The organism is Microbacterium sp. Z12_35 (assembly GCF_058310475.1).
On record NZ_JBZEGJ010000001.1, the window covers coordinates 2486831 to 2510384 of the forward strand.

Sequence of the window (23554 nt, forward strand, 5' to 3'; positions counted from 1 at the left end):
TCCCCGGAACTCCATGGTCTTCCAGGGCTCGAGCGCCGCCATCTCGCACACCGGCAAGGTGCGCTCCAACAACCAGGATTCCGGTTACGCCGGGTCGAATCTCTTCGTGGTGGCCGACGGCATGGGCGGTCACGCCGGCGGAGACGTCGCATCCAGCCTCGCCATCTCCCAACTGGCGCTGCTGGACCAGCCCTTCACGTCGACCGCCGAGGCCGAACGGGCACTGCGCGACTCGATCACCGACGCCGCGACGGAGTTGATCGACACGGTGGGCCGCCGGCCGGAGCTCGCCGGCATGGGCACGACGGTCAGTGCGCTCGTCATGGTCGACGACTATGCCGTCATCGCGCATATCGGCGACTCGCGCATCTACCTCTACCGCGACGACGCGCTGACCCAGATCACCACCGACCACACCTTCGTGCAGCGCCTCGTCGACTCGGGGCGCATCACCCCGGAAGAGGCCCGGTACCACCCACGCCGCTCCGTGCTCATGCGCGTGCTCGGCGACATGGACCCCGACCCCGAGGTCGACACCTTCATCATGCCGACTCAGCCCGGTGACCGGTGGCTGCTGTGTTCGGACGGCCTGTCGGGCGTGCTGGATGACGAGCACACGGCGAAGGCACTCGGGGCGGGTCTCGCTCCCGGCCGCACCGCCGACATGCTGCTCAAGCAGGCGCTCGACGGCGGGGCGCCCGACAACGTCACGATCGTCATCGTCGACGTCGGCGGTCAGCATCCCCTCTTCCTCGGCACCCCCACGATCGTGGGGTCGGCATCGAACCCCGTGGGCGTCGAGGTGCCTGCGGCGCGGCCCGGTCGCAGCAGCTGGCTGCATCCGAACCGCCAGGCGGCGAACGAGCCGACGCACTTCGAGCCGGATGCCGAGTTCCTCGAGGAGCTCATCGAGGAAGACCGGCGTCGTGCCCGACGTCGCCGGGCGGGCTGGATCATCGGCTTCCTCCTGGTGCTCGCCGCCATCGCCGCGTCGCTCGCCGTCGCATACAACTGGACCCAGACGCGCTATTTCATCGGCGCCGACGACGACACTGTCGTGGTGTACCGCGGCATCCAGCAATCGCTCGGTCCGATCTCGCTGTCGTCCCCCCACGAAGACACCGGCATCGCCCTGGCCGACCTTCCCGACTTCGAGCGGGGGACGGTGGAGCGCACCATCAACGCCCGTTCCCTCTCCGACGCCGAGCTGATCGTGGATCGCCTGCGTGAGACAGCCGGATTGGAGGGACGATGACCTCCTCGACGCCGATCGCCCGTACGAGCGCACCCGCCGATGGCGTCAGCGCCGACACGGCGGTGATCCGGGCGCTCCGGCGCATCCGCGTGCCGCAGACCCAGCGCAACCGCGAGCTCGGGCTGCTGCTGTTCGCCCTCGTGATCAACGTCGGCGCCGTCGTGCTCGTGAACTTCGGAACCGGCCGCGCCCTCGACGCGCAGGTCTTCGTCTACGGCGGCCTCCCCCTCGCGCTCGCGCTCGTGCTCCACATCGTGCTGAGGCTGCGGGCGCGTGACGCCGACCCCTTCGTCCTCCCCATCGCCACGCTCCTGACGGGCATCGGCATCGCGGAGATCTATCGCATCGACATCGCGCGCAACCATCTCGGCTGGGATGCTTCCTCCACACGTCAGCTCGCCTGGTCGGCGATCGCCATCGGCGGTGCCATCCTCATCGTCGTCTTCCTGCGCAACTATCGCGTGCTCTTCCGGTACACCTACCTATTCGGCCTGGCCGGCGTGCTGCTCCTGCTCCTCCCGTTCGTCCCGGGCCTCGGCACCGATCAGAACGCCGACGTGTGGGTGTCGGTCGGCGGCCTCTTCCAGTTCCAGCCCGGTGAGCTGGCCAAGATCGCGCTGGCCATCTTCTTCGCCGGCTACCTGGTGCGCACCCGGGAGAGCCTCAGCTCGGTGGGGACGCGATTCCTGTGGATGACCTGGCCGCGCGCACGCGAACTCGGTCCGCTGCTGATCATCTGGCTGATCTCGCTCGGCATCATCGTGCTGCAGCGCGACCTCGGCACGGGGCTGCTGCTGTTCGGCATGTTCGTGGCGATGCTCTACGTCGCCACGGGTAAGACGAGCTGGGTGCTGATCGGTGTGCTGCTGGCGGCCGGCGGCGCCTTCCTCGCCTCTCGCGTGCTGCCTTATGTCGGGGCGCGGTTCAACAACTGGCTCGACGCGTTCAACCCGGAACTCATCAACGGCAGCAGCTATCAGCTCGTGCAGGGGATCTTCGGCCTCGCTCAGGGTGGACTGATCGGGACCGGACTCGGCCAGGGACGGCCCTACCTCACGCCGCTGTCGCAGAGCGACTACATCCTGCCCAGCCTCGGTGAGGAACTCGGACTCGTGGGCGTGTTCGCGATCCTCTGCCTTTACATGGTCTTCGCCAGCCGCGGCATCCGCATCGGACTGGCGGGGCAGGACGACTTCGGCAAGCTGCTCGCCACGGGGTTGTCGTTCACGATCGTGCTGCAGGTGTTCATCATGGTCGGCGGCGTCACGCGGCTGATCCCCCTCACCGGTCTGACGACGCCGTTCCTCACAGCCGGCGGCTCGTCCCTCATCTCGAACTGGCTCATCGTCGCGCTGCTGCTGCGCATCTCCGATGCGGTGCGCAGCCGACCCCGGGTGGTGATCGGTTAAATGACGAAAGAGTTACGACGTCTGAGCATCCTCATGCTCGTGATGTTCCTTGCGCTGTTCGGATCGACGAGCGTCATCCAGGTCGTACAGGCCGAGGAGCTGGCTCAGAACCCGGCCAACACACGCGCCCTCTACGACTCCTACGAGGTGCAGCGCGGCTCGATCATCGCGGGCGGCACGGCGATCGCCTCGTCCGTACCCTCGAACGACGTGTACAGCTGGCAGCGGACGTACGTGGATGCGGACATGTGGGCGCCGGTGACAGGCTTCATCAATCCCGTCCTCGGGTCTGCCACGGGCCTCGAGCAGGCCATGAACCAGGTGCTCAGCGGTACGGCCGGGTCGCAGTTCCTCTCCCGCCTGGATCGCATCGTCACCGGTCAGCCGCCGCGCGGGTCGAACGTGGAGATCACGCTGGACCCCGTCGTGCAGCGCGCCGCTTTCGACGCGCTCAGCGGCCTGGAGGGCGCCGTGATCGCGATCGAGCCGAGCACGGGACGCGTCCTCGCCATGGCGACGAGCCCCAGCTACGACACGAACGCCCTCGCCTCCCACGACACCGCAGCGGTCGAGGCGACCTACGACGCGCTGCTGGCCGATCCGAGCGATCCGCTGTTCAACCGGGCGATCGGCGGCGACTTGAACCCGCCGGGCTCGACGTTCAAGCTCGTCGTCGTATCCGCCGCTCTCGCTTCCGGCGAGTACACGCCCGACTCCATGTTGCCCAACCCGGCCATCTACCAGCTGCCGCAGTCATCGCGCACCGTGCGCAACGCCAGTGGCGGGACGTGCGGTCCGGGCGAGCAGGTCACGATCGCCGACGCGCTCCGCCTGAGCTGCAACATCCCGATGGCCGAGCTGGCGGTACAGCTGGGCGACGACGCCATCCGCGAGGAAGCCGAGAAGTACGGCTTCAACCGCGCGTTCGAACTGCCGCTGACCTCCACCGAGTCCGCCTACCCGAGCGATTTGGATGACGCGCAGACCGCGCTGACCGGATTCGGTCAGGGTCAGGTGACGGCGACTCCGCTGCAGATGGCCATGGTCTCCGCCGGCGTCGCGAACGGCGGTGTGGTGATGAACCCGCAGATGGTCGATTCCGTGATCGGTCCGGATCTGACCGTGCAGGAGACCTTCGACGGCACCGAGTTCGGCCAGGCGCTCGACGGTGATCTCGCGGCTCAGCTGTCGCGCATGATGGTCGCCAATGTCAGTGACGGCGCTGCCTCCGGTGCAAGAATAGGTGGGGTCGAGGTGGCCGGTAAGACGGGCACCGCGGAGAACGGCGACCGCCCGTACACGCTGTGGTTCACCGGCTTCGCTCCGGCGGATGATCCGCAGGTCGCCGTCGCGGTCGTCGTGGAAGCCGGCGGAGGGCAAGGACAGTCGGGAAGCGGTGACACCATCGCCTCTCCTATCGCGAAGAAGGTCATGGAGGCGGTGCTGAATAAATGAGACCGACACAGGGTGTGACCTTCGGTGGACGCTACGAGCTGGAGTCGCGGATCGCGATCGGCGGCATGGGCGAGGTGTGGGAAGCCACCGACCACGTCATCGGCCGGACCGTGGCGATCAAGATCCTCAAAGACGAGTACATGGGCGACCCGGGCTTCCTCGAGCGCTTCCGCGCCGAGGCCCGCCACGCTGCGCTCGTCAACCACGAGGGCATCGCCAGCGTGTTCGACTACGGCGAGGAGAACGGCAGCGCCTTCCTCGTGATGGAACTCGTGCCCGGTGAGGCGCTCTCCACGATTCTCGAGCGCGATGGCACCCTGTCCACGGACAAGACCCTCGACATCGTGGCGCAGACGGCGGCGGCCCTGCAGGCCGCACACGCGGCGGGTCTCGTGCACCGCGACATCAAGCCCGGGAACCTCCTCATCACGCCCGACGGACGGGTGAAGATCACCGACTTCGGCATCGCCCGCATCGCCGACCAGGTGCCGCTGACCGCGACCGGCCAGGTCATGGGGACGGTGCAATACCTTTCGCCCGAGCAGGCGTCCGGACACGCGGCATCCCCGGCGACCGACACGTACTCGCTGGGCATCGTGGCCTACGAGTCGCTCGCCGGCAAGCGCCCCTTCACGGGCGAGTCGCAGGTGGCGATCGCCATGGCGCAGATCAACGAGCAGCCGCCTCCTCTGCCGCCCACCGTGCCCGAGCCCGTGCAGCGGCTCGTCATGGCCATGATCGCGAAGAAGCCGGATGAGCGCCCCGCGTCATCCGCGGCCGTGTCACGCGCCGCCTCCGCGCTGCGCCGGGGCGACCTGTCCGCCGCGATCGCCGCCGTCCCGGCCATCGGCGGAGCCGCGGGGACCGATGAGGTCACCCAGCTTCTGACCGCGGGCGCCGACACCTCGGCCGCGACACGCTTGCTGCCGGCTCCGACGATGGTGGCCACTGCCGAGCACACGGAAGAGGATGCTCCGCCTGAGAAGCGCAAGCGCAGCCCATGGACCTGGCCGCTGGTCGCCCTCATCGGGCTCCTCGTGCTGGTGCTGGGCGGCACCCTGATCGCCTTCTTCGTCAACCAGGACCCGGCGCCGGCGCCGACGACCAGCTCCGCCACCCCCACCCGGCCCGCCACCACCCCCACCCCCGAACCGACGCCCGAGTCGACGACGGTGAACCTCGACGCCCTGGGCCTCGTCGGGATGAACTGCGACGCGGCGATCCAGGCCGCCACCGACGCCGGCCTCCGTCCGGCGCGTGCCAACGGCTCAGCGGCCCCCTCCGGCGAGCAGGTCGGCACTGTGGAGTCCACCGATCCGGCCCGCGGCAATCTCGAAGAAGGCGATGCCCTCACCGTCACGTGCTACGGCGAGCAGACTCCGATTCCCGCTCCGGGAAACGGGCCCACGGTCGAGCCGAATCCGGCCGAGGCGAACTCCACCGCGACGGTGTCGTGGGGCGCGTTCTCCTGCCCGAGCGGCACCGGCAGCCTCAGTGGATACACCGTCACGCTCACCGGCGCCCTCTTCACGGACGGCACGCAGCAGCGCAGCTTCGGTCCCGGAGAACAGTCCGCCGAGATCCAGGTGCCCGCAACCGGGAGCATCACCGCCCGGTACGTGGGGCTGTGCAGTGGGCAGGGGGGTCAGCGCGAGTCCGCGTCGTCTCCGACCTCGCAGGTCTCGATCGCCGCGGCGCCGGAGCCCACTTCGTCGCCGTCCCCATGACCACCTAAGCTGACCTTTTGATCCACCACCCGGGGAGTGCACCGTGACGACCGAGACACGCGTGCTGTCCGGCCGCTATCGCGTCGATGAACTCATCGGCCGAGGCGGCATGGCCAGCGTGTACCGCGGGTACGACGTCACCCTCGGCCGTCAGGTCGCCATCAAGGTGCTCCGCCGGGAACTGGCCGAGGATGCGGCGTTCCGCACGCGCTTCCGCCTCGAGGCCCAGTCGGCCTCGCGCATGGCCCACCCCGCCATCGTCCGGGTGTTCGACGCGGGAGAGGACACCGAGATCGGGTCGGACGGGGTACCCCACCCCGTGCCCTACATCGTGATGGAGCTCGTCCACGGCAGGCTGCTGAAGGACATCATCGCCGAGGGACCCGTACCGGAAGAAGACGCCCGGCGTTACGTCGACGGCATCCTCGAAGCTCTGGAGTTCTCCCACCGTGCCGGCGTCGTGCACCGCGACATCAAGCCGGGCAACGTGATGGTGACCGATGACGGTCAAGTGAAGGTGATGGACTTCGGTATCGCCCGCGCGGTCTCGGACTCCTCATCCACCGTCGCGGAGACCACCACGATCCTCGGAACCGCGGCCTACTTCTCTCCGGAGCAGGCCAAGGGCGAGCCGGTGGACGCCCGTGCCGACCTGTACTCCGCGGGGGTCGTCCTGTACGAGCTCCTCACCGGCCGGCAGCCCTTCCGTGGCGAATCGCCGGTGGCAGTGGCCTACCAGCATGTGAGCGAGGCTCCCATCGCGCCGTCGGAGATCACCGAGACGGTGCCGCGGGCGCTGGATGCGGTGGTGCTCCGAGCCCTCGCGAAGGATCCGTTCCAGCGGTTCCCGGATGCGGCGACCTTCCGAGCCGCACTCGAAGAGGCCGCCGACGGGAAGCAGCCCAGCAAACGGCAGCTGGGGGCGCTCACCAGCGAGCTGTACGGTCCGAACCCGCGCCACGCGGCCGAGACCGCACGATCGCTGCGGCAGTTGAGCACCGACACGACGATGCGCCGTACCCAGTCCGGGCCGCCGGTGGCATGGATCTGGTCGGGCGTGGCCCTGCTGGCCGTCCTGCTGGTCTCCGTGCTCATCTGGACGATGTCCATCCGTCCGAGCGCTGAGGTGCCCGGCAATGCCCGGATCGTGCCGGACGTCTCGGATGTCGCCTGGGAGCGCGCCGAGGAACTCCTTCTCGCCGAAGACCTCGTCCCCCTGCGTGTGGACGAGCCCAGCGAGGATGTCGCCACCGGAAACGTCATCCGCACCGACCCGGACGCGGGCATCTCGCTCGCGGGCGGCGCCGAAGTGACCGTCTACGTCTCCCGCGGCGAGGAGACCGCATCCGTTCCGACCCTGACGGGGCTGTCCGAAGAAGCGGCGCGTCAAGCCCTCACCGATGCCGGCCTCGTGGTGGGAGCGATCCGGCAGCGGAACGATCCGGCGGTGGCCGCAGGAACGGTGCTCGAGGTCGACCAGGCCGAGGGTGCTGCCGTACCGCTCGGGACTCCGGTGAACCTGGTGGTCTCCACCGGGCGCGTCGTGATCGTGGACTACACCGGTTACACGCTGGATGCGGCGACCCGCGAACTGCAGAGCCCCGAACTGCAGCTGAGCGTGACGTCGGAAGAGGATCCCTCGTGCCCGGCGGCGGCGACCCCCACCGTGGTGCGTCAGTCGATCGGCCCCGGCGAGGTTCCCATCCACTCCGAGATCCTGCTCACGGTCTGCTCGGGGACCTGACCGGACCGCGGGGGCCCAGCTGCCGCCCGCGCTCGTCGGCCCCGTCCATTCCGGCGGATGCCAGCCAGTTGCCCAGGAGTCGGTGACCGCCCTCGGTGAGGATGCTCTCGGGATGGAATTGCACCCCGACGATCGGGACGAAGCGGTGCGCGACCCCCATGATGACCCCCGATTCGGTCGTGGCGGTCACCGCCAGATCAGGGGGCAGAGACGCGGGAACGATCGCGAGCGAGTGGTAACGCGTGGCCACCAGCGGATGCGGCAACCCGGCGAACAGCCCGGTCCCGTCGTGCTCGACGGGCGAGGTCAGTCCGTGCATGAGTTCGGGAGCGTGGGCGACCGTCGCCCCGAACGCCACGCCGATCGCCTGATGACCGAGGCAGACTCCGAGCAGGGGCACTGCCGCATCCGCCGCCGCGCGGACGACGGCGATCGACGCGCCGGCGTGCTCCGGATCCCCCGGCCCCGGCGAGACCAGCACGGCGTCGGCGGACCGGACGACGGATGCGGCGTCCTCGGGGTCGATCGCGTCCGCTTCGACGAGCCCGACCTCGGCGCCCAGTTCGCGGACGTAGCCGGCGAGCGTGTGGACGAAACTGTCGTGGTTGTCCACGACCAGCACGCGGAACCCGGTCACTGGACGGTGACGTCCTGCGGGTTCACGAACTGGCTCACCCACGGGAAGACCCAGAAGAACAACCCGTAGACCACCGCAGCGGCGAGCACGAGGAGGATCACGACGCGCAGCCACCAGGGGCCGGGAAGCACATGCCACAACGCGCCGTACATCAGCTTGCCGCCTCGGTCAGAGCGGCGGGTGGGGCGCTGGCGCGTGGGGTGAATGACTCGAAGAGGCCGTAGCCGACGATCCGCTCGGTCATGGCGTACATCGGACTGCAACTGGTCAAGGTGATGTATCGCTCTCCGGCCGGCGCGTCAGGCTTGCGTGGGACATCCAGGAGCACGTCCACCGCGTTGGGCTTCACATACTCGAGCGTGCGGAACCGGTAGGTGTACCACCCCACCTCGGTCTCCACGACGATGGCATCCCCGACGCGCAAGTGGGCGATGCGGTTGAACGGCTTCCCGAATGTCGTCCGGTGCGCCGCGACGGCGAAGTTGCCGACCTCTCCCGGCATGGCGGCGTCGGGGTAATGGCCGATCCCAATGGGGTCGAGGGTCTTCGCGCGGCTCACCCCGCCGGCGATGGGCATCGCATAGTCGGCGCCGAAGCGTGGAATGCGCATGACCCCGAACTCTTGCGCGTCGGCCGGCTGGGGAAGGATCACCGGCTCCACCGCGACGGGTTCGGCGGGCGCTTCCGCCGAGGGCTCCGTGGAGGGTGTCACCGGCGTGTGCTGCTGCTCCCACTGCTCGGAGAGTTCCGATCCGGCCTGGTTCTTCTCCGCGGCGTAGATCACATCGCCGATCCACATCTGCCACGCGACGTAGAGGAGAACAACGACACCGACCGTGATGAGCAGTTCCCCGATCACGCCGACGACGGAGACACGACGTCGGGGGCGGCGGCGCGCGCGCCGAGTCGCCTCATCCTCCGTGGCCTCCACGCTGCGATCCTAAGGCTCCGGGCTATGGGGCGGCTGGCAGTTAGACTGTGGGTATGGCACGTTCTGGCAACGGCGAAGACCCGATCGTCGACCGCAGCGAGAGGGATGCTCCGCCCAACCCGGTGTGGTTCATGCCCGTGATGGTCGGTCTCATGGTGATCGGCCTCGTCTGGGTACTCGTCTTCTACCTCAGCAGCACGAATCTCCCCATCCCCGGGATCGGCGCGTGGAACCTGGCGATCGGTTTCGCCATCGCCTTCATCGGCTTCCTGATGACCACGCGGTGGCGATAATTACACGGGTGTGATTTGTCCCCATGTGTGGATAGACCTGTGGATAACTTCCCGTCGACCTACGCGTAGAGGATCGGGGGAAGAGCCAGGAACCCCGCGAGGACGACGCTGAGACCCACCATCAGGCCGATCTGCAGGGGGCGCTGCCGGCGGGCGCGCGTGCGGGCGTAAATGAAGCCGACCGCGGCGCCGACGATGAGCCCACCCAGGTGCGACTGCCACGAGATCTGGATGGCCGCGAGCGCGTTCGCGAACGACCCGGTTCCCGCCGCTGAGACGATCGCGAGGACGAACGGCAGCGCGAAGTTGACGGCGATGAGGATGGCGATCATCCGGATGTTGGCGCCGATGTGGCGCCCGATCACGAGCAGCGCGCCGAAGAGACCGAAGATCGCACCGGATGCTCCGACCACCGCCACGTTCGGCGCGAGCAACGCCACCGCGACCGATCCGCCGACGGCGCTGAGGACGTAGAGCAGCAGGAAGCGGACCCGCCCCAGCAGGGGCTCGAGGCTGCGCCCGATGAACCACAGCGCGAGCATGTTCAGACCGATGTGCCAGAACCCGTCGTGAACGAGCACGACGGTCAGGACGCGCCACGGCTGGAAGACGCCGCTGATCTGTGGATAGATTGCGGGCGCGTAGAACGACAGCAGGCTCTCCACGACGCGGCCGAAGCCGGGGATCAGGGTCACGACGAACACGAATGCCGTCACGGCGATGATCGAATACGTCACGAGGGGGCGGCCGTCGGAGACGGCACTCACGGCGGGGCGCGACCACCGACGCTCAGCCGTCCGCTGCGCCGGGGTGACGTTCGCACGCTGCTCTGCGAGGCACTCCGGGCAGATGACGCCGACGGCCGCCTGCGTCTGGCATTCCGCGCAGATCGTCCGCAGGCACCGCTGGCAGAGGACGAAGCTCTGCCGGTCGGGGTGCCGGTAACAGAAGTTGTCGCGGTTGCGGTGGAACTCGTCCGTGCTCACCCGCAGCGTCCGCCCGTCAGACCGGAACGACGTCGATCGAGGCGATGACCACGGGCTCGATCGGGCGGTCGCCGGCCGCCGTCGGTACCGCGGCGATCGCGTCCACGACGGCCCTCGAGGCGTCGTCGGCCACCTCACCGAAGATGGTGTGCTTGCCCTGCAGCCACGGCGTGGGGTCGGTGGTGATGAAGAACTGGGAGCCGTTGGTGCCCTCGAGCTGGCCGGTGATGGCGTTGCGGCGCGTGCCGGCGTTGGCCATGGCGAGCTTGTAGGGGGCGTTGAAGTCGAGCTCGGGGCTGATCTCGTCGTTGAAGTTGTAGCCCGGTCCTCCGACGCCCTGTCCGAGCGGGTCGCCGCCCTGGATCATGAACCCCGGGATGATGCGGTGGAAGATCACGTCGTTGTACAGCGGGCCTTCGCCGCGCTGACCGGTCGCAGGGTGGGTCCACTCCTGCGAGCCATCGGAGAGACCGATGAAGTTCTGGACCGTGCGAGGGGCCTGGTCACCGAACAGGTGGACGACGATGTCGCCGTGGTTGGTGTGGATGGTGGCGACAGCAGAGTGCGAAGGCATGAGTACATTCTCGCAGAGTTATCTGCAACCCCCTCCGTCGTGATCACGCTCGGTCTGGCAAGATGGTGGCATACGTCCCATCGACCGGGAGGGCATTACCGTGAGTCTCAGCCGCAAGCGCAAGAAAGAACTCCGCAAGCTTCAGGAACAGGCTTCCAAGCTCTGGGGGTCTCAGCAGGTGCTGCTGAGCGAGAGTGCGAACGTCGCCCGCGAGGCGGGTCGCCAGCTCGGCAAATTGGGCCGTGAGCAGGTGGTGCCGGCTGTCCAGCAGGGTTATGGCAAGGGCGTGGGCTTCTCGCGGCAGTTGCTGACCGACAAAGTCGTGCCCAGCGCCGGCGCTGTCGTCGGCTCTGCGCTGTCGGTGTGGGATGCGGCGAACGACACGCGTGAGCGCCTGGCGTCCGGTCGTGGTCTGGCGTTGCCGGATGCCAAGACCTACACGAAGAAGGCCGAGAAGTACGGCAAGCAGGCCACCAAGGCACTGTCGGCGAAGTTCGCCGAGCCGAAGCGCCCGGGCATCGGTGCGGGCGGCGTCATCGCCATCATCCTCGGCGTCGCTGCCGCTGCCGGCGTCGTGTACGCCGCGTGGCAGACGCTGCGCGCAGACGACGAGCTCTGGGTCGCGGACGACCCGCTGCGCGCACCCGACGCGTGAGCGAAGACCCCACCGCGCGGGTTCGTGCTGCAGCTGCAGAGCGCGACCTCGAGGTGGAGTTGGTGGAGCGCCCAGCGGCGTCGAGCCTCGCCGAGGCTGCGGCGCTTCTGGGACTGACGCCGGCCGACATCGTGAAGACCCTCGTCGTGAAGCGGTCGGACGATACGTATCTGTTCGCCCTGGTTCCGGGCGATCGGGCGATCTCGTGGCCCAAACTCCGCACCCTCGTAGGCGTCAACCGGCTGCAGTTGCCTGACCCCCAGCGTGCGCTGGCCGCCACGGGGTACGAGCGCGGAACCATTGTGCCGATCGGCAGCACCACTGACTGGCCGATCTTCGCGGACGAGCGCATCGTCGGGCGGCGGATCGGCCTGGGTGCGGGTGCCCACGGCTACAGCCTCTTCGTCGACGCCGACGATCTCATCGCCGCTTACGGCGCGACCGTCGGCGACATCACGGTCGACGCTCCGGCCTGAGTCAGGCGAGAAGACCGGCCATCCGCAGGCCGATGTCCACGAGCTTGACGCGGGCGAGCGCCCCGATCTCCGCGAGCGAGAACCACTCGGCCCGATCGGTGGATCCGCCGACCTCGTTGCGCAGGCTGCCACCCGTGAGGTGTGCGCGGTAAACGATCCGCAGTGCGTGCAGCGGCCCCGTTGCGTCGTCGCTCAGCCGATCCCCGGTAGGGATCACGCGGGAGTGGATTCCGAGCAGGTCGTCAAGGGCGACGGTGAATCCCGTCTCTTCCCGCACCTCGCGGCGGGCAGCGTGCTCGGGGTCCTCCCCGGGCTCGAGGCCCCCGCCGGGGAGCGTCCACGCGGCGTGGCGACCCTCGTTCCAGTGCGCGAGCAGGACGCGGCCGTCCGCATCCGCGACCACGGCGTAAGCGGCGACCCTCATGTCCATAAGGCGAAAGCCTAGGGCCGTGCGGCGTCGCCGAGCCACCTCACACGGCAGCGGGGACGGCCGCCGCCCGGAAGCGAGCGCCCGGGTGCGTCTCGGGCAGGCGGGTGTGCCCTTCACCGAACAGGTGCTCGCGAAGGGTGGTCCCGGGCAGCTCGTCCTTCAGCAGTCCGCGCCGCCGTAGCTCCGGCATCACGTGGCGGAAGAACAGCTCGTGCGATCCGTCGGCCTCCGGCTGAACCAGGAAACCGTCGGCGCCGGTCTCCTCGATCATCGCGACCGCCTGGTCGACTGCTTCCTCGGGCGTACCGAGGAACGGGGTGCCCATGACCCCGTTGGCACGGAACTCCTCCAGGACCTCCCGCACCGTCGGAGCGTCCGGCCCGAGGAAGCGCTCGATGTTGGTGCGACCGTTGTCGCTCTGCGCCGCGCCGGCCGGAATGGGCTTGTCGAGGTCGAGGGAGAGGAGGTCCACCCCCGTGAAGTATGCGTAGAGCGTCGCGGCGTGCTCGAGGGTGATCTGGTCGATCTGCGCCTGGTGCTGCGCGCGTGCGGCCTCGCGCGATTCGGCGACGCGGAACGTGCCGGCGATCAGGCACTTCACCGCGTCGCGCCCGCGCCCGTTCTCCTCGGCACGGCGTCGGATGTCGTCGATCTGGGCGGCGAGCGCCTTCGATTCGGCAGCGAGGAAGACCGCCTCAGCATACTTGGCCGCCAGCGCCCGCCCCGCCTCGGAGGCGCCCGCCTGGAACAGGGTCGGGGTGACCTGCGGGCTCGGCGGCGTGACGAGCACACCCTTCGCCGAGAAGTAGGGCCCGTCGTGGACGATCTCGTGCACCTTGTCGGGGTCGGCCCACGTGCCGCTCGCCCCGTCCATGATGAGCGCGTCGTCTTCCCAGCATCCCTCCCAGAACTTCAGCGAGAGCTCGACGTGGTCATCGGCGCGGGCGTAGCGCTCGGCATGCGGGATCAGCGGCTCCCCGAACAGGAGGGCGGATCCGGCCTGAGCGGAACCGGTCACGATGTTCCAGCCGATGCGACCTCGAGAAAGGTGGTCCAGGGTCCGGTACTGACGCGTGACGATCGGCGGCTTCTCCACGGTCGTCGACACCGTGGTCACCAGGCCCAACTTCTCCGTCACCGCCGCCATCGCCGACATCAGCATCTGCGAATCCACGCTCGAGAACTGCACGTTCTTCTCGATGGAGGTGGGGATGATGCCGCCGTGAAGTGTGGGATAGCCGTAGGAGTCGGCGAGGAAGAGGAAGTCGGCGCCTGCCTCCTCGCACGCCCGCGCAAGGTCGGTCCAGTAGCTGAGATCGGTGAAGTTCCGCTCGTGCTCACGGCCGGGGATGCGCCAGGTGCCGCGCACCCCTCCGCCTTGGAACATGCCGATGCTCAGCTTCTTGGTCACGGTTTCTCCTCTCGGGATGCGTATGGCGCGTCAGGCGAACGCGGCGACGGACCGGAACGCGGCGCCGGGGTGAGTGGCCGCAAGGTGCGGGTCGTCGGTACCGGACAGCCGCTCACGCAGCGTCATCGCGGGCGAATCGGTGCGCACGTGCCCACGCGAACGCAGCTCCGGCATGACGAGGTCGAGGAACGTGTCGAATCCGCCGGTGTGGTCGGGCTGCACGGCGAAACCATCGGCGCCGGTGGCGGCCAGAACCTCTTCCGCCTGGTCGACCACGGAGGCCGGGTCTCCGACCAGCGGAGCCCCCATGACGCTGTTCCGTTGGAACTCCTCCAGGATCTGCCGCACCGTGGGGGCGTTCGGACCGAGGAAGCGTTCGACGTTGGTCCGCCCGGTCTGGGTGTGCACGGCGGCGGGGTCCATCGGCTTGTCCGGGTCCATTGTGGACAGATCCAGACCCGTGAAGAACGCGTACGAGGCCGCGGCATCGTCGAGCGACACGGCGGCCCGCCGGCGCGCCTGGAGCTCGTGCGCCGCCTGGGTGGTCTCGGCGACGACGAACGTGCCGGCGACGATGAACTTGATCGCCATCGGATCGCGCCCGTATGCCTCCGCCCGACGACGGATGTCGGCGACCTGGGCGGCGAGGGCAGGCACCTCTGCCGCCAGGAACACGCCTTCGGCATACCGGGCCGCCAGGTCGCGACCGGGTTCTGATGCCCCGGCCTGGAAGAGGGTGGGCGTGCGCTGCGGCCCGGGCGGCACGTTCAAGATCCCCTTGGCGGAGAAGTGCGGCCCGGAATGCTCGATCTCGCGGACCTTCGACGGGTCGGCATAGATGCCCGCCGCCCGGTCCAGGACCACGGCGTCATCGTCCCAGCATCCCTCCCACAGCCGCAGCGACAGTTCGACGTGGTCGGCGGCGATCTCGTACCGCAGGTCGTGATCGGTGAGCGGAATGCCGAACAGGCGTGCCGACGCGTTCTGTCCTGCCCCCGTCACGACGTTCCATCCGATCCGGCCACGGGTGAGGTGGTCCAGGGTCGCCATCTTCCGGGCGACCATCGGCGGCATCTCCACGGTGGTGGACAGTGTCGTGACGAAACCCAGACGTTCGGTGACCGCGGCCATCGCGGGCAGGATGACGGTGGGGTCGGCCTTGGGGATCTGCACGCCGCTGCGGATGGCGGCGGCCGGGATCGCATCATTGACCACCGGGTACCCGTAGTCGTCGGCGAAGAAGATGAAGTCGACTCCGGCCTCTTCCAGGCGCCGCGCCATCGTCAGCCAGTGGTTCATGTCCAGGAAGTCCGGCGAGGTGTTCTCCGGCAGCTTCCACCCACCCATCAGTGCCGCGCACTGGAACATTCCGATCTTCCACGGCTCCGACATGAGCGCTCCCAACAGGTAGGTGAACCAACAGATGAACTGAACAGTTCACACCCTAGGGAGGGTTTGTTTCCCCCGTGTCACACGCAGAAGAAAGAGCGGTGACTGGTGTCAGCCCCGCTGGCGCGCGACGGCGACGACCTCGAGGCGGTCGATCATGCCACGTACTGCGAAGGAGTACGTGGCGGTCAGCTCCTCGGGGTCGGCGCCGGACAGGAGGAGGAGCTGGAGCCCGCGCCACAGCGCGACGACCTCCAGTCCAGCGAGCGTGCTCGCGTCCCCGTCGTAGCCTTCCGCCCGCATGATCGCGGCGACCTGATCCGACCACGTGGAGCCCTGACGGCCGAGGAAGACATCCCATTTTCCGGTCTCACGCATCGCGATGCCGAAGCGCTGGAAGTAGAGGCGGAGCCACGGGTGGTTCGCCGGATCGGAAAGGTCGCGCCATGCCTGAACGAGACGTGCCTCCAGGTCCCCGGGCCGCGCCAGCCGGTCGAAGAGGGCGTGCAGCCGCGGGAACTGCTCGAAAGCACACATCGACGCCTCGTCCAGCAGCTCCTGCTTCGAGCCGAAGTAGTAGAGGAGCATCCGGTTGTTCGAGCCGATCTTGCGGGCCAGCGCGCTGAGACTGAGGTCGATGACTCCCTCGCGGAGGATGAGGTCGACGGTCAGCCCCAACAGTCGATCTCGTTCCGAGGGCGCGTCCACGCGCCCCATCCTAGGGTGCCGCTTTCAGGACGGTGCCTCAGGTGTGGACGCGACCGAGGACCGGGTGATCGACACCGAGCCGGTCGCCCGGGCGCCCGGTGAGCCGCTCCCGGAGGGAGTTGCCGGGGCGCCCCTCCCGAACGCGTCCTCGCTCGGCAAGGATCGGCATGACGAGTCGCCCGAAGTCCTCCAGATCGTGCGGAGGGAAGACCGGCTCGATGAGGAACCCGTCCAGGCCGGTCTGCGCGGCCAGCGCCTCGATGCCGTCGGCGACCTGCGTCGGGTCGCCGGTGAGGCGGAACCCACGGGTTCCACGCCCGCGCAGTTCGTCGAGGATCTCCCGGACGGTGGGCGCATCCTCGCCGAGGAACCGCTCGATGTTGCTCGTCCCCATCTGCCCGACCGCCCCGCCCTCGTCGAGCACTTGCTGCAACGTCCGGTCGGGGTCGAGCGCGAGAAGGTCGATGCCGGTGTTCCCGGCGTAGAGGGTCGCCACCACGTCATCACTCTGCATCCCGTCGAACTGCGTCTCGAGCGCGCGGGCCTCCTCCTCCGTCTCGGCGACGAAGACCGTGAGCCCGGCCATGAGGAGGATCGACTCGGGCTCCCGCCCCGCCTCTGCCGTGAGACGACGGATGTCGGCGACCGCGGCAGCGGTACGCACCGGAGTGGTGCCCTGCACGAACACGCACTCCGCGTGGCCGGCGGCGAAGGCGCGTCCCGCCGGAGAGGTGCCGGCCTGGAAGAGCACGGGCGTCCGCTGCGGCGACGGCGGCGCGGCGAAGTACCCGCGGGTGCGGTAGTGCTCGCCCTCGAAGACGATGCGGTGCACGCCGTCCCGGCGGGCGAACAACCCGCTCTCACGATCGGCGACGAGAGCGTCGTCGTCCCAGCCCTCCTCCCACAGGCGCGAGGCGAGCTCGACGTACTCCGCCGCCATCGCGTACCGAGTGTCGTGCGGAACGATCGCGTCGTGGCCGAACACCTCGGCGACGGCGTTCTGCGAGGCACCCGTCACGATGTTCCAGCCGATGCGCCCGCCGGTGAGGTGGTCGAGTGTGGTGAACCGTCGGGCGAGGGCGGCGGGGTGGTCGACGCCGGTCGTCTGGGTGACGACGAAGCCCAGGCGGTCGGTGTGCTGGGCGAGCAGGGGGAGGATGTAGTCGGGGTCCAGCCCGGAGAAGTTGATTCCCTTGGCCACCGACACGTCCGACAGGTCGCCGTCGATCACCGGGTATCCGTACCCGCCGGCGAAGAAGAGGAAGTCGAAGCCGGCGTCCTCGACGACCCGTGCCATCCGGATCCAGTGCTGCGGGTCGAGGTAGTCGATGCTGTCGCTGAGCGGATGCGGCCAGCTGTACGTGCCACCCACCTGCGGGCCCATCACCTCGAAGACCCCGAAACGCAGGGTCTGACTCACCGCCTCCGCCGTCATGCGAGCCACGCGTCGATGCGAGCCTTGGCCGCCGCCTTCACCTCGGCGGATGCGCTCGTGGTTTCGATCGAGGTCCAGGCGCACGCGGCGAGCTGCTCGTCGGTCAGACCGAGGACGCTGCGGCACAGTTCGTACTCGGCAAGGATGTCGGGCCCGAAGATGATCGGGTCATCGGCGTTGATCGAGCACCGCACCCCCGCCTCCAGCAGGAGCGGCAGCGGGTGGCTCTGAATGTCGGCGACCACATCGAGGAGGTGGTTGGAGGTGGGGCACACGTCCAACGGGATGCCGCGCTCAGCGAGCGCGGCGACGAGGGCCGGGTCTTCGATCGCACGGACCCCGTGCTGCACGCGCGTCGCGTGGAGGACGTCGATCGCCTCCCACACCGATGGGGGTCCCACCAGCTCCCCGGCATGCGGCGTGGCGTGCAGCCCCGCGTCACGCCCGATCGCGAATGCGTCGGCGAAATCCGCGCACGGGAAGCCGCGCTCGTCTGCGGCGAGTCCGAGCGACACGACGCCGCGACCGGCCATCTGCGCGGCCGCTTCGGCGACGAGGATCGAACGGTCATAGCCGGCAGTGCGGTCGATGGTCGCCATGAGCCCGAAGGAGATACCGTAACGCTCCGCTGCCGTCTCGGCGAAGCCCGCCATGGCCTCCAGTGCCGCGACATCGGAGCCGTAGAGCGGTGCGTAGAAGGTGGAACCGACCCCGAGCTCGACATAGACCACCCCCTGCGCCGCCTGATCCTGGAAGATCTGGTCGATGAGGAGACCGAGATGCTCGGCATCGCTCATCACGGTCAGGAGCGTGCGATACACCGTCGAGAACTCGGTGAACCCCGAGAAGATCGTCGTCTCCGGCACCGGGACATTCATGCGCGCCGCCAGCTCGATGAGAGTCGCCGGGCGCATGGCCGCCTCCATATGCAGGTGGAGGTGCCCCTTGGGAAGGGCGAGCAGGTCGCGGGTCGCGCCGGTCTCGGTCGGGCTGTCGGCGGTCATGGTCATGGCGCGTGCTCCTTGTCGGGCTGTGGGGGAAGAGAGGTGGGGGGGGAAGAGAGGTGGGGGGGAAGAGGTGGGGGGGAAGAGGTGGGGGGGAAGAGGTGGGGGACGCGAGCGTCCCCCACCTCGGTTCACTCGAGACTGGCGAGGGCCGCCTCGAGGTAGCTCATGTCGATGTACTCCTCCGGGTCCGGGATGCCGACGAATCCGGCGGCCTCCAAAGCGGGGTACATGGTGTCGCGCATGAGCTCGGCGTCCATCCAGAACAGCGGGTCGCCGTACTCCCCGACGACGAGGGGCTGCTGCAGCTCGTTCTCCCTCGTCTGCTGGACCAGGTCAAGGCCCAGGTCGGCGCCGTACTTCTCGACGGCGAGCGTCGCCCCGACGGCCGGGTCGTCACCGTTCTCCTCCCAGCCCCGCACGGACGCGCGCAGGAACTTCTCCATGAGGTCGCCGTTCTCCTCGACGTACGCGGAGTCGCCGAAGACGATGTTGCCGTACAGCGGCATCCCGAAATCGGCATAGAGGCTGACGATGTAATCGTCCTTGGACAGGCCGTACTGCTCCTCGAGCATGATCGGCTGGTTCGTCGCATACGCGGTGTACGCCACCCCCTGACCCTCGACGAGGGGCGCGATGTCGAACCCGACGGGGATGAACTCGTAGTCCGGCTCGAGGCCGGCGAGGGCGAAGATGGCGTCGTAGCTGATCTGCGTGCCCTCCTGCCCGAGCACGGTCTGCCCGACGAGGTCTTCCGCCGTCCGCACGGGGTGGTCCGCGAGGGAGACGATGGCCCCGGGGCTCTCCTGGAAGAGGGCGCCGATCGCCGTCCAGTCGTTACCCGCCTCGAAGCTCATCAGCCACGACTGCGTACCGGGGACGATCCCGAGGTCGGCGTCGCCGGCCGCCACGGTGGCCATGGTGGTCGGGGCGTTGGGGCCGCCGCCGATCCACTCGATCTCCAGCCCCTCCTCCTCGTAGTAGCCCTTGTCGTCAGCGATCCAGAAGCCCGCCCACTCGACGTTGTTGATCCATCCCAACGAGACGCGGATCTTGGTGAGCTCCTCGCCGTCCTCGCTTGTCCCTGCGTCGGCCGCGCCGGCGCAGCCGGCAAGACCCAGCGAGGCGGTGAGGATGACTCCGACGACAGTTGCGCGTGCGCTCCGGCGTGTGGTGATGGGTGACATGGAACTCCTTTCAGGGTGAAACTCCGGCTGCTCTCGGGTGAGGCGAGCCGCGCATGTCGTCGCGCCCGGGCGAGCGCGGACGAGATGATCAGGTCACGCGGGCATCGACCCGGCGCTCCAGGACCCGCGCTGCGGCGAAGACGGTGACCGACACGATGGTGGCGACCACCGCCGTTCCCCACGCACGGTCCATCTCCATGTAGCTGCGTGCCTGGGAGAACAGGGCACCGAGCCCCTCGGTGCCCATCAGGAACTCGGCGAGCATGGCGGCGAGCACGGCGCTCGGGGCGGTGATCCGCACGGCGACCATGAGGCTGGGGAGGGCGTGCAGCAGCCCGAGCCGTCCGAGGAGCTGCATTTTGTTCGCGCCGAGCACGCGGAACAGGTCGCGCCCCGCATCCGGGATCGAGGCAAGACCCGACAGGGTGAACACGAACGCGGGGAAGAAGCAGATGAGGGCGGTCGAGGTGAGCACTGCCGGGTCGCCGTATCCGACGATGCGGGCGATGATCGGGATGATCGCGGTGATGGGTACGGATCGGATGATGAGCGCGGTCGGCGTGACGACGCCCGACAGGGCGGCCGACCACCACACGGCGATGGCGCCGAAGAACCCGATGGCCGTACCGCCGACGAGCCCTCCGAGTGACATCAGAAGCGTGTAGCCGGTCGAGGGGGCGTACGCGTCGAAGTGGCCCACGATGTCGGCGAGCACGCCCCAGGGTCGCGGGGCGACGGTGGAGGTGTAGCCGTTGAGCACGACCCACAGGTCCCACGCGATGAGAACGAGCGCGATCGGCCACAGGTGGAGGATGCCGACGCCCAGGGAGCGCAGCCGAGTCACGCGAACCTCCGGACGGCCAGGCGTTGCAGGTAGATGAAGACGAGGTACGCGGCAAGTGACATCACCGTCGCCGCGAGGGCGGCGGACCACAGCAGAGCCATCTGGAAGTTCTGCATGGCACTGACCAGCAGGAGGCCGAGACCCATGGGGGCGCCGAACCATTCACCGATCGTCGCGCCGAGGATGGCGGCGGGGGCCGCCAACGCGAGGCCGTCGAAGAACGCCGGTACGGCCCGGGGTACCTCCAAGCGCGCCAGTCGCTGCCAGCGGCTGGAACCGAACACGGTGAACACGTCCTGCTGTGCCGGAGGCACGTTGGCGAACGCCGACGTCATCGTCACGAACAGAACGAAACCGACGCTCAGCGCTGCGATCACCATCGGTGTGTCGTCGCGCCCGACGGTCGTGATGAGCAGCGGCGCGAGCGCGATCGTGGGCACGGCGTGAAGGATTGACGCGAAGCGATCGAAGCCGGGCCGGAGCACCGGGATCACCAGGGCGAGGGCCGCACCGAGCACTGCCACCGTCACGCCGAGAAGAAAGCCTTCGGCCGCGGCTGTGAGCGTGACGAGGCTGTTGCGCCAGAGCAGGCTGGCCCCGGCCGGAAGGCTGACGTACGCCAGCACGTCGGTCAGGGGCGGCCACGCCCGACCGAGCAGTCCGAACTGCCCGATCAGCTCTGCCCCCAGTACGAGGATGACCACGCCACTGACGGCGTAGAGCACCCTCCGCACGAGGGAAGGGGTCGTCGTCACGCGGCGGCTACGTTCGCGTCCAGCAGAGCGGTCAGCTCGTCCACGAGTTCGTGGAAGTGCGGGCTCCGAGTGGTCGCGGCGTCCCGGGGACGCGGGAAGTCGATGTTCTTCACTTCACGCACCTGGCCGGGGCGTCCCGTCATCACGAAGACACGATCGGCGAGGATCAGGGCCTCATCCACGTCGTGGGTCACGAGGATCGTGGTGATCTGCTCCTCGCCCCAGATGCGCGCCAGTTCGGCATTCATGCGGCGGCGGGTGACCGCATCCAGCGCGCCGAACGGCTCGTCGAGCAGGAGAAGGTCGGGGCTCAGCGCCAGGGCGCGGGCGATCGACACGCGCTGGCGCATGCCCCCGGACAGCTGCTTGGGTCGCGCCTTCTCGAAGCCGGAGAGGCCGACGAGCTCGATGAGGCCGTCCACGCGGGCGTCGTCGACGGGGCGTCCGGCCACCTTGTACGGCAGGGCGATGTTCGCGCGCACCGACGCCCAGGGCAGCAGGGCATGCTCTTGGAACGCGACGCCCAGTCGGTGCTGGCGGCTCAGCTGCTGCGGGTCGGCGCCGAAGATCTCCACCTCACCGCTGGTGGGGGTGTCCAGCCCTGCCGCGAGGCGCAGCACGGTGGATTTCCCGCATCCCGACGGACCGATGATCGCGACGAACTCGCCCTCGTGCACCTCGATGTCGATGGCGGCAAGAGCGTGGACCGTGCGCCGGTGGCCAAGGCGGAAGACCTTGTCCGCGGCGCGGATGGACACCGCCGTCCGCGGCGGGGTGCCCCCCGAAACCTCGACGCCTGCGGTGATCGCTGCAATGGACATCCGGGCTCCGTTTCGGTCGAGAGAACTCGTCCAAACCCCGGGTACGCGTGGAGCCTGAGAAGCGGGTCGATCCCGGGGATGTGAATCGATTAGTTCACAGCGTAGGCACGGCCTGTTTCGTCCGGGTGTCGCGCCGATGCGGCGTCTGTTACACGTGGGAAAACAAAACTGCGGCGCGGCGCAGCGCACGCCACGGTTGGTCGGACCCAGGTGACAGCTCTCCTGACCTAACGCGCCCGACCGTCGGCGAGGTCAGACGGAGCCAGCGCGTCGATCCGATCGGCTAGGGCACGCAGCCGGCGTCTGCCGTACGGGAACATGCTCCGGGCACCGTAGCGAGTCGGGATGGCCTCGAGCACGCTCCCGTCCGAGAACCACACGGCCAGTTGCGTGTCGAACAGGACGCCGCCAAGTACGTAGACCTCGGCGACGCCTGTGATATCGCCATGTGGCACGACTCGCGGCTCGCCCGCACCCCGGATCCAAATCTTGAGTGAGTCATCTCCGAGCCACAACCATCCACCACTGACACGGTGATCGGGCTGCGCTATGAGATTCTTCGGCCCCAGCTGTCTCGAGATCGCGGCGGCCGCTAACAGGAACACACTCCCGCCGTCTCGTTTCACCTGCGCTTCCGCGCCCTCCTTCAGCTCGCGGTATCGCAGGACAACCACCGAGAGAATGATCGCCACAATAACGAAGCCGAACGCGAGCCACACCCACTGCGGCGGCCCCGGGTCAGCGGCCCAGAGCGGCGCGAATGCGAGTCCACCCGACAGGAAGACGGCGATGAGCATCAGCCAGATGTCCAGAACTCCCATGAACCGGAACCCTGGAGGCAGGATCGACGCGGCGACTCTGACCGACTGGGGCATCATCTCTCCCAAAACATCGAGAACCGGAACCACATGGCCGGGACCTGCCACTGCATCACCTTGCCATCTCACCTGATGATGTCGGGAACGGCGGCGCACCCCGGCGCGGTCACGTCCAAGCAATTGCTCGCGATGAACGCCGATCAAGATCAGCAATACCCGGTGGACGCCGTCAGGACGAGGGAGAGCACCAACCCGAGACGGCCGCAAGCAGCCAGCGACGACGCTGCTCAATGGTGACCGGTGCGCTCATTCCAATGCGGCGGTATGAGGACCGATCGAAGCGGGGGCTGTCTGTTACGCAGAAAGCGGCTGGGCCGGGCAGAAGTGGTGGAGCCTAGCGGATTCGAACCGCTGACATCCTGCTTGCAAAGCAGGCGCTCTACCAACTGAGCTAAGGCCCCGGGGCTGAAAGTGGGGCTACCAGGACTTGAACCTGGGACCTCTTCATTATCAGTGAAGCGCTCTAACCGCCTGAGCTATAGCCCCGAAATGTGAACCGACGACGAGGTCGTCAACCTCGAAGACTTTACCGGATGAGCCGGTGAAATCC

24 protein-coding genes and 2 tRNA genes are annotated in these 23554 nt (G+C 68.4%); 8 read left to right on the plus strand and 18 right to left on the minus strand.

The genetic code is table 11. The features are described from left to right. The first annotated feature begins 13 nt into the window (after window positions 1-13). Genes AC4FS1_RS11940 through pknB form a run of 5 tightly spaced genes read left to right on the plus strand, consistent with a single transcriptional unit; the run spans window position 14 to window position 7590 of the window. Window positions 14-1255: a PP2C family protein-serine/threonine phosphatase gene (locus AC4FS1_RS11940; protein WP_491155278.1), complete on the plus strand. Its 1242-nt coding sequence runs from the start codon at window positions 14-16 to the stop codon at window positions 1253-1255. Continuing rightward, window positions 1252-2664: an FtsW/RodA/SpoVE family cell cycle protein gene (locus AC4FS1_RS11945; protein WP_491155280.1), complete on the plus strand. Its 1413-nt coding sequence runs from the start codon at window positions 1252-1254 to the stop codon at window positions 2662-2664. Before AC4FS1_RS11940 ends, AC4FS1_RS11945 begins: the two co-directional genes overlap by 4 nt. Continuing rightward, window positions 2665-4119, plus strand: a complete 1455-nt coding sequence (locus AC4FS1_RS11950) for a peptidoglycan D,D-transpeptidase FtsI family protein (RefSeq protein WP_491155281.1) — start codon at window positions 2665-2667, stop codon at window positions 4117-4119. Then, a complete protein-coding gene (locus AC4FS1_RS11955; RefSeq protein WP_491155283.1) occupies window positions 4116-5846 on the plus strand; it encodes a serine/threonine protein kinase in 1731 nt (576 codons plus the stop codon). Before AC4FS1_RS11950 ends, AC4FS1_RS11955 begins: the two co-directional genes overlap by 4 nt. A gap of 43 nt (window positions 5847-5889) precedes the next feature. Then, window positions 5890-7590, plus strand: coding sequence for a Stk1 family PASTA domain-containing Ser/Thr kinase (gene pknB / locus AC4FS1_RS11960; protein ID WP_491155285.1), 1701 nt, complete (start codon window positions 5890-5892; stop codon window positions 7588-7590). Here the strand turns inward: pknB and AC4FS1_RS11965 are convergent. Genes AC4FS1_RS11965 through AC4FS1_RS11975 form a run of 3 tightly spaced genes read right to left on the minus strand, consistent with a single transcriptional unit; the run spans window position 7568 to window position 9158 of the window. Beyond that, a complete protein-coding gene (locus AC4FS1_RS11965; RefSeq protein ID WP_491155287.1) occupies window positions 7568-8227 on the minus strand; it encodes an anthranilate synthase component II in 660 nt (219 codons plus the stop codon). The genes pknB and AC4FS1_RS11965 overlap by 23 nt on opposite strands. Beyond that, window positions 8224-8379 carry a hypothetical protein gene (locus tag AC4FS1_RS11970; RefSeq protein WP_491155288.1) on the minus strand — a complete coding sequence of 52 codons (156 nt, stop codon included), beginning with the start codon at window positions 8377-8379 and terminating at the stop codon, window positions 8224-8226. The genes AC4FS1_RS11965 and AC4FS1_RS11970 overlap by 4 nt, the downstream gene beginning before the upstream one ends. Next, a complete protein-coding gene (locus AC4FS1_RS11975; protein ID WP_491155290.1) occupies window positions 8379-9158 on the minus strand; it encodes a class E sortase in 780 nt (259 codons plus the stop codon). The genes AC4FS1_RS11970 and AC4FS1_RS11975 overlap by 1 nt, the downstream gene beginning before the upstream one ends. A 53-nt stretch (window positions 9159-9211) precedes the next feature. Here AC4FS1_RS11975 and AC4FS1_RS11980 point away from each other — a divergent pair, with 53 nt between their 5' ends. Further along, a complete protein-coding gene (locus AC4FS1_RS11980) occupies window positions 9212-9451 on the plus strand; it encodes a cell division protein CrgA (protein WP_491155291.1) in 240 nt (79 codons plus the stop codon). 59 nt (window positions 9452-9510) lie between these two features. Here AC4FS1_RS11980 and AC4FS1_RS11985 read toward each other — a convergent pair whose 3' ends face one another. Both AC4FS1_RS11985 and AC4FS1_RS11990 read right to left on the minus strand, forming a co-directional pair. Next, on the minus strand, window positions 9511-10437 hold the full coding sequence (locus AC4FS1_RS11985; RefSeq protein WP_491155293.1) for a rhomboid family intramembrane serine protease: 927 nt from the start codon (window positions 10435-10437) through the stop codon (window positions 9511-9513). 16 nt (window positions 10438-10453) lie between these two features. Further along, window positions 10454-11011, minus strand: a complete 558-nt coding sequence (locus AC4FS1_RS11990; protein WP_491155295.1) for a peptidylprolyl isomerase — start codon at window positions 11009-11011, stop codon at window positions 10454-10456. A 100-nt stretch (window positions 11012-11111) separates the two neighbouring features. Between AC4FS1_RS11990 and AC4FS1_RS11995 the strand changes: the two genes are divergently transcribed. Both AC4FS1_RS11995 and AC4FS1_RS12000 read left to right on the plus strand, forming a co-directional pair. Continuing rightward, window positions 11112-11666, plus strand: a complete 555-nt coding sequence (locus AC4FS1_RS11995; RefSeq protein ID WP_491155297.1) for a DNA helicase — start codon at window positions 11112-11114, stop codon at window positions 11664-11666. After that, entirely contained in the window at window positions 11663-12142 is a 480-nt protein-coding gene (locus AC4FS1_RS12000) for an aminoacyl-tRNA deacylase (protein WP_491155298.1), read from the plus strand. The genes AC4FS1_RS11995 and AC4FS1_RS12000 overlap by 4 nt, the downstream gene beginning before the upstream one ends. A gap of 1 nt (window position 12143) precedes the next feature. Here AC4FS1_RS12000 and AC4FS1_RS12005 read toward each other — a convergent pair whose 3' ends face one another. The 13 genes from AC4FS1_RS12005 to AC4FS1_RS12065 all read right to left on the minus strand — a co-directional run bounded on the left by AC4FS1_RS12005 (window position 12144) and on the right by AC4FS1_RS12065 (window position 23490). Continuing rightward, window positions 12144-12572: an NUDIX hydrolase gene (locus AC4FS1_RS12005; protein ID WP_491155300.1), complete on the minus strand. Its 429-nt coding sequence runs from the start codon at window positions 12570-12572 to the stop codon at window positions 12144-12146. Window positions 12573-12612: 40 nt separating this feature from the next. After that, window positions 12613-13983, minus strand: coding sequence for an NtaA/DmoA family FMN-dependent monooxygenase (locus tag AC4FS1_RS12010; RefSeq protein WP_491155302.1), 1371 nt, complete (start codon window positions 13981-13983; stop codon window positions 12613-12615). 30 nt (window positions 13984-14013) lie between these two features. After that, on the minus strand, window positions 14014-15375 hold the full coding sequence (locus tag AC4FS1_RS12015) for an NtaA/DmoA family FMN-dependent monooxygenase (RefSeq protein WP_491155303.1): 1362 nt from the start codon (window positions 15373-15375) through the stop codon (window positions 14014-14016). 108 nt (window positions 15376-15483) lie between these two features. Continuing rightward, window positions 15484-16080 (minus strand): TetR/AcrR family transcriptional regulator, encoded by a 597-nt coding sequence (locus AC4FS1_RS12020; protein ID WP_491155305.1) that lies wholly within the window; start codon window positions 16078-16080, stop codon window positions 15484-15486. A 37-nt stretch (window positions 16081-16117) separates the two neighbouring features. Next, window positions 16118-17515, minus strand: coding sequence for an NtaA/DmoA family FMN-dependent monooxygenase (locus tag AC4FS1_RS12025; RefSeq protein WP_491155723.1), 1398 nt, complete (start codon window positions 17513-17515; stop codon window positions 16118-16120). Continuing rightward, window positions 17512-18525, minus strand: coding sequence for an adenosine deaminase (gene add, locus AC4FS1_RS12030; protein ID WP_491155307.1), 1014 nt, complete (start codon window positions 18523-18525; stop codon window positions 17512-17514). The genes AC4FS1_RS12025 and add overlap by 4 nt, the downstream gene beginning before the upstream one ends. A gap of 125 nt (window positions 18526-18650) precedes the next feature. Beyond that, complete coding sequence (locus AC4FS1_RS12035) at window positions 18651-19706, minus strand: ABC transporter substrate-binding protein (RefSeq protein ID WP_491155309.1); 1056 nt, start codon at window positions 19704-19706, stop codon at window positions 18651-18653. Window positions 19707-19794: 88 nt separating this feature from the next. Then, a complete protein-coding gene (locus AC4FS1_RS12040; RefSeq protein ID WP_491155310.1) occupies window positions 19795-20550 on the minus strand; it encodes an ABC transporter permease in 756 nt (251 codons plus the stop codon). Further along, window positions 20547-21305 (minus strand): ABC transporter permease, encoded by a 759-nt coding sequence (locus AC4FS1_RS12045; RefSeq protein WP_491155312.1) that lies wholly within the window; start codon window positions 21303-21305, stop codon window positions 20547-20549. Before AC4FS1_RS12045 ends, AC4FS1_RS12040 begins: the two co-directional genes overlap by 4 nt. Then, the gene (locus AC4FS1_RS12050; protein ID WP_491155314.1) at window positions 21302-22126 is read right to left on the minus strand and encodes an ABC transporter ATP-binding protein; all 825 of its coding nucleotides are present in this window, start codon (window positions 22124-22126) and stop codon (window positions 21302-21304) included. The genes AC4FS1_RS12045 and AC4FS1_RS12050 overlap by 4 nt, the downstream gene beginning before the upstream one ends. Window positions 22127-22353: 227 nt before the next feature. After that, window positions 22354-23157, minus strand: a complete 804-nt coding sequence (locus AC4FS1_RS12055; RefSeq protein ID WP_491155315.1) for a hypothetical protein — start codon at window positions 23155-23157, stop codon at window positions 22354-22356. Between the two features lie 172 nt (window positions 23158-23329). Next, window positions 23330-23405, minus strand: a tRNA-Ala gene (locus AC4FS1_RS12060). 11 nt (window positions 23406-23416) lie between these two features. After that, window positions 23417-23490, minus strand: a tRNA-Ile gene (locus AC4FS1_RS12065). Window positions 23491-23554: the final 64 nt, after the last annotated feature.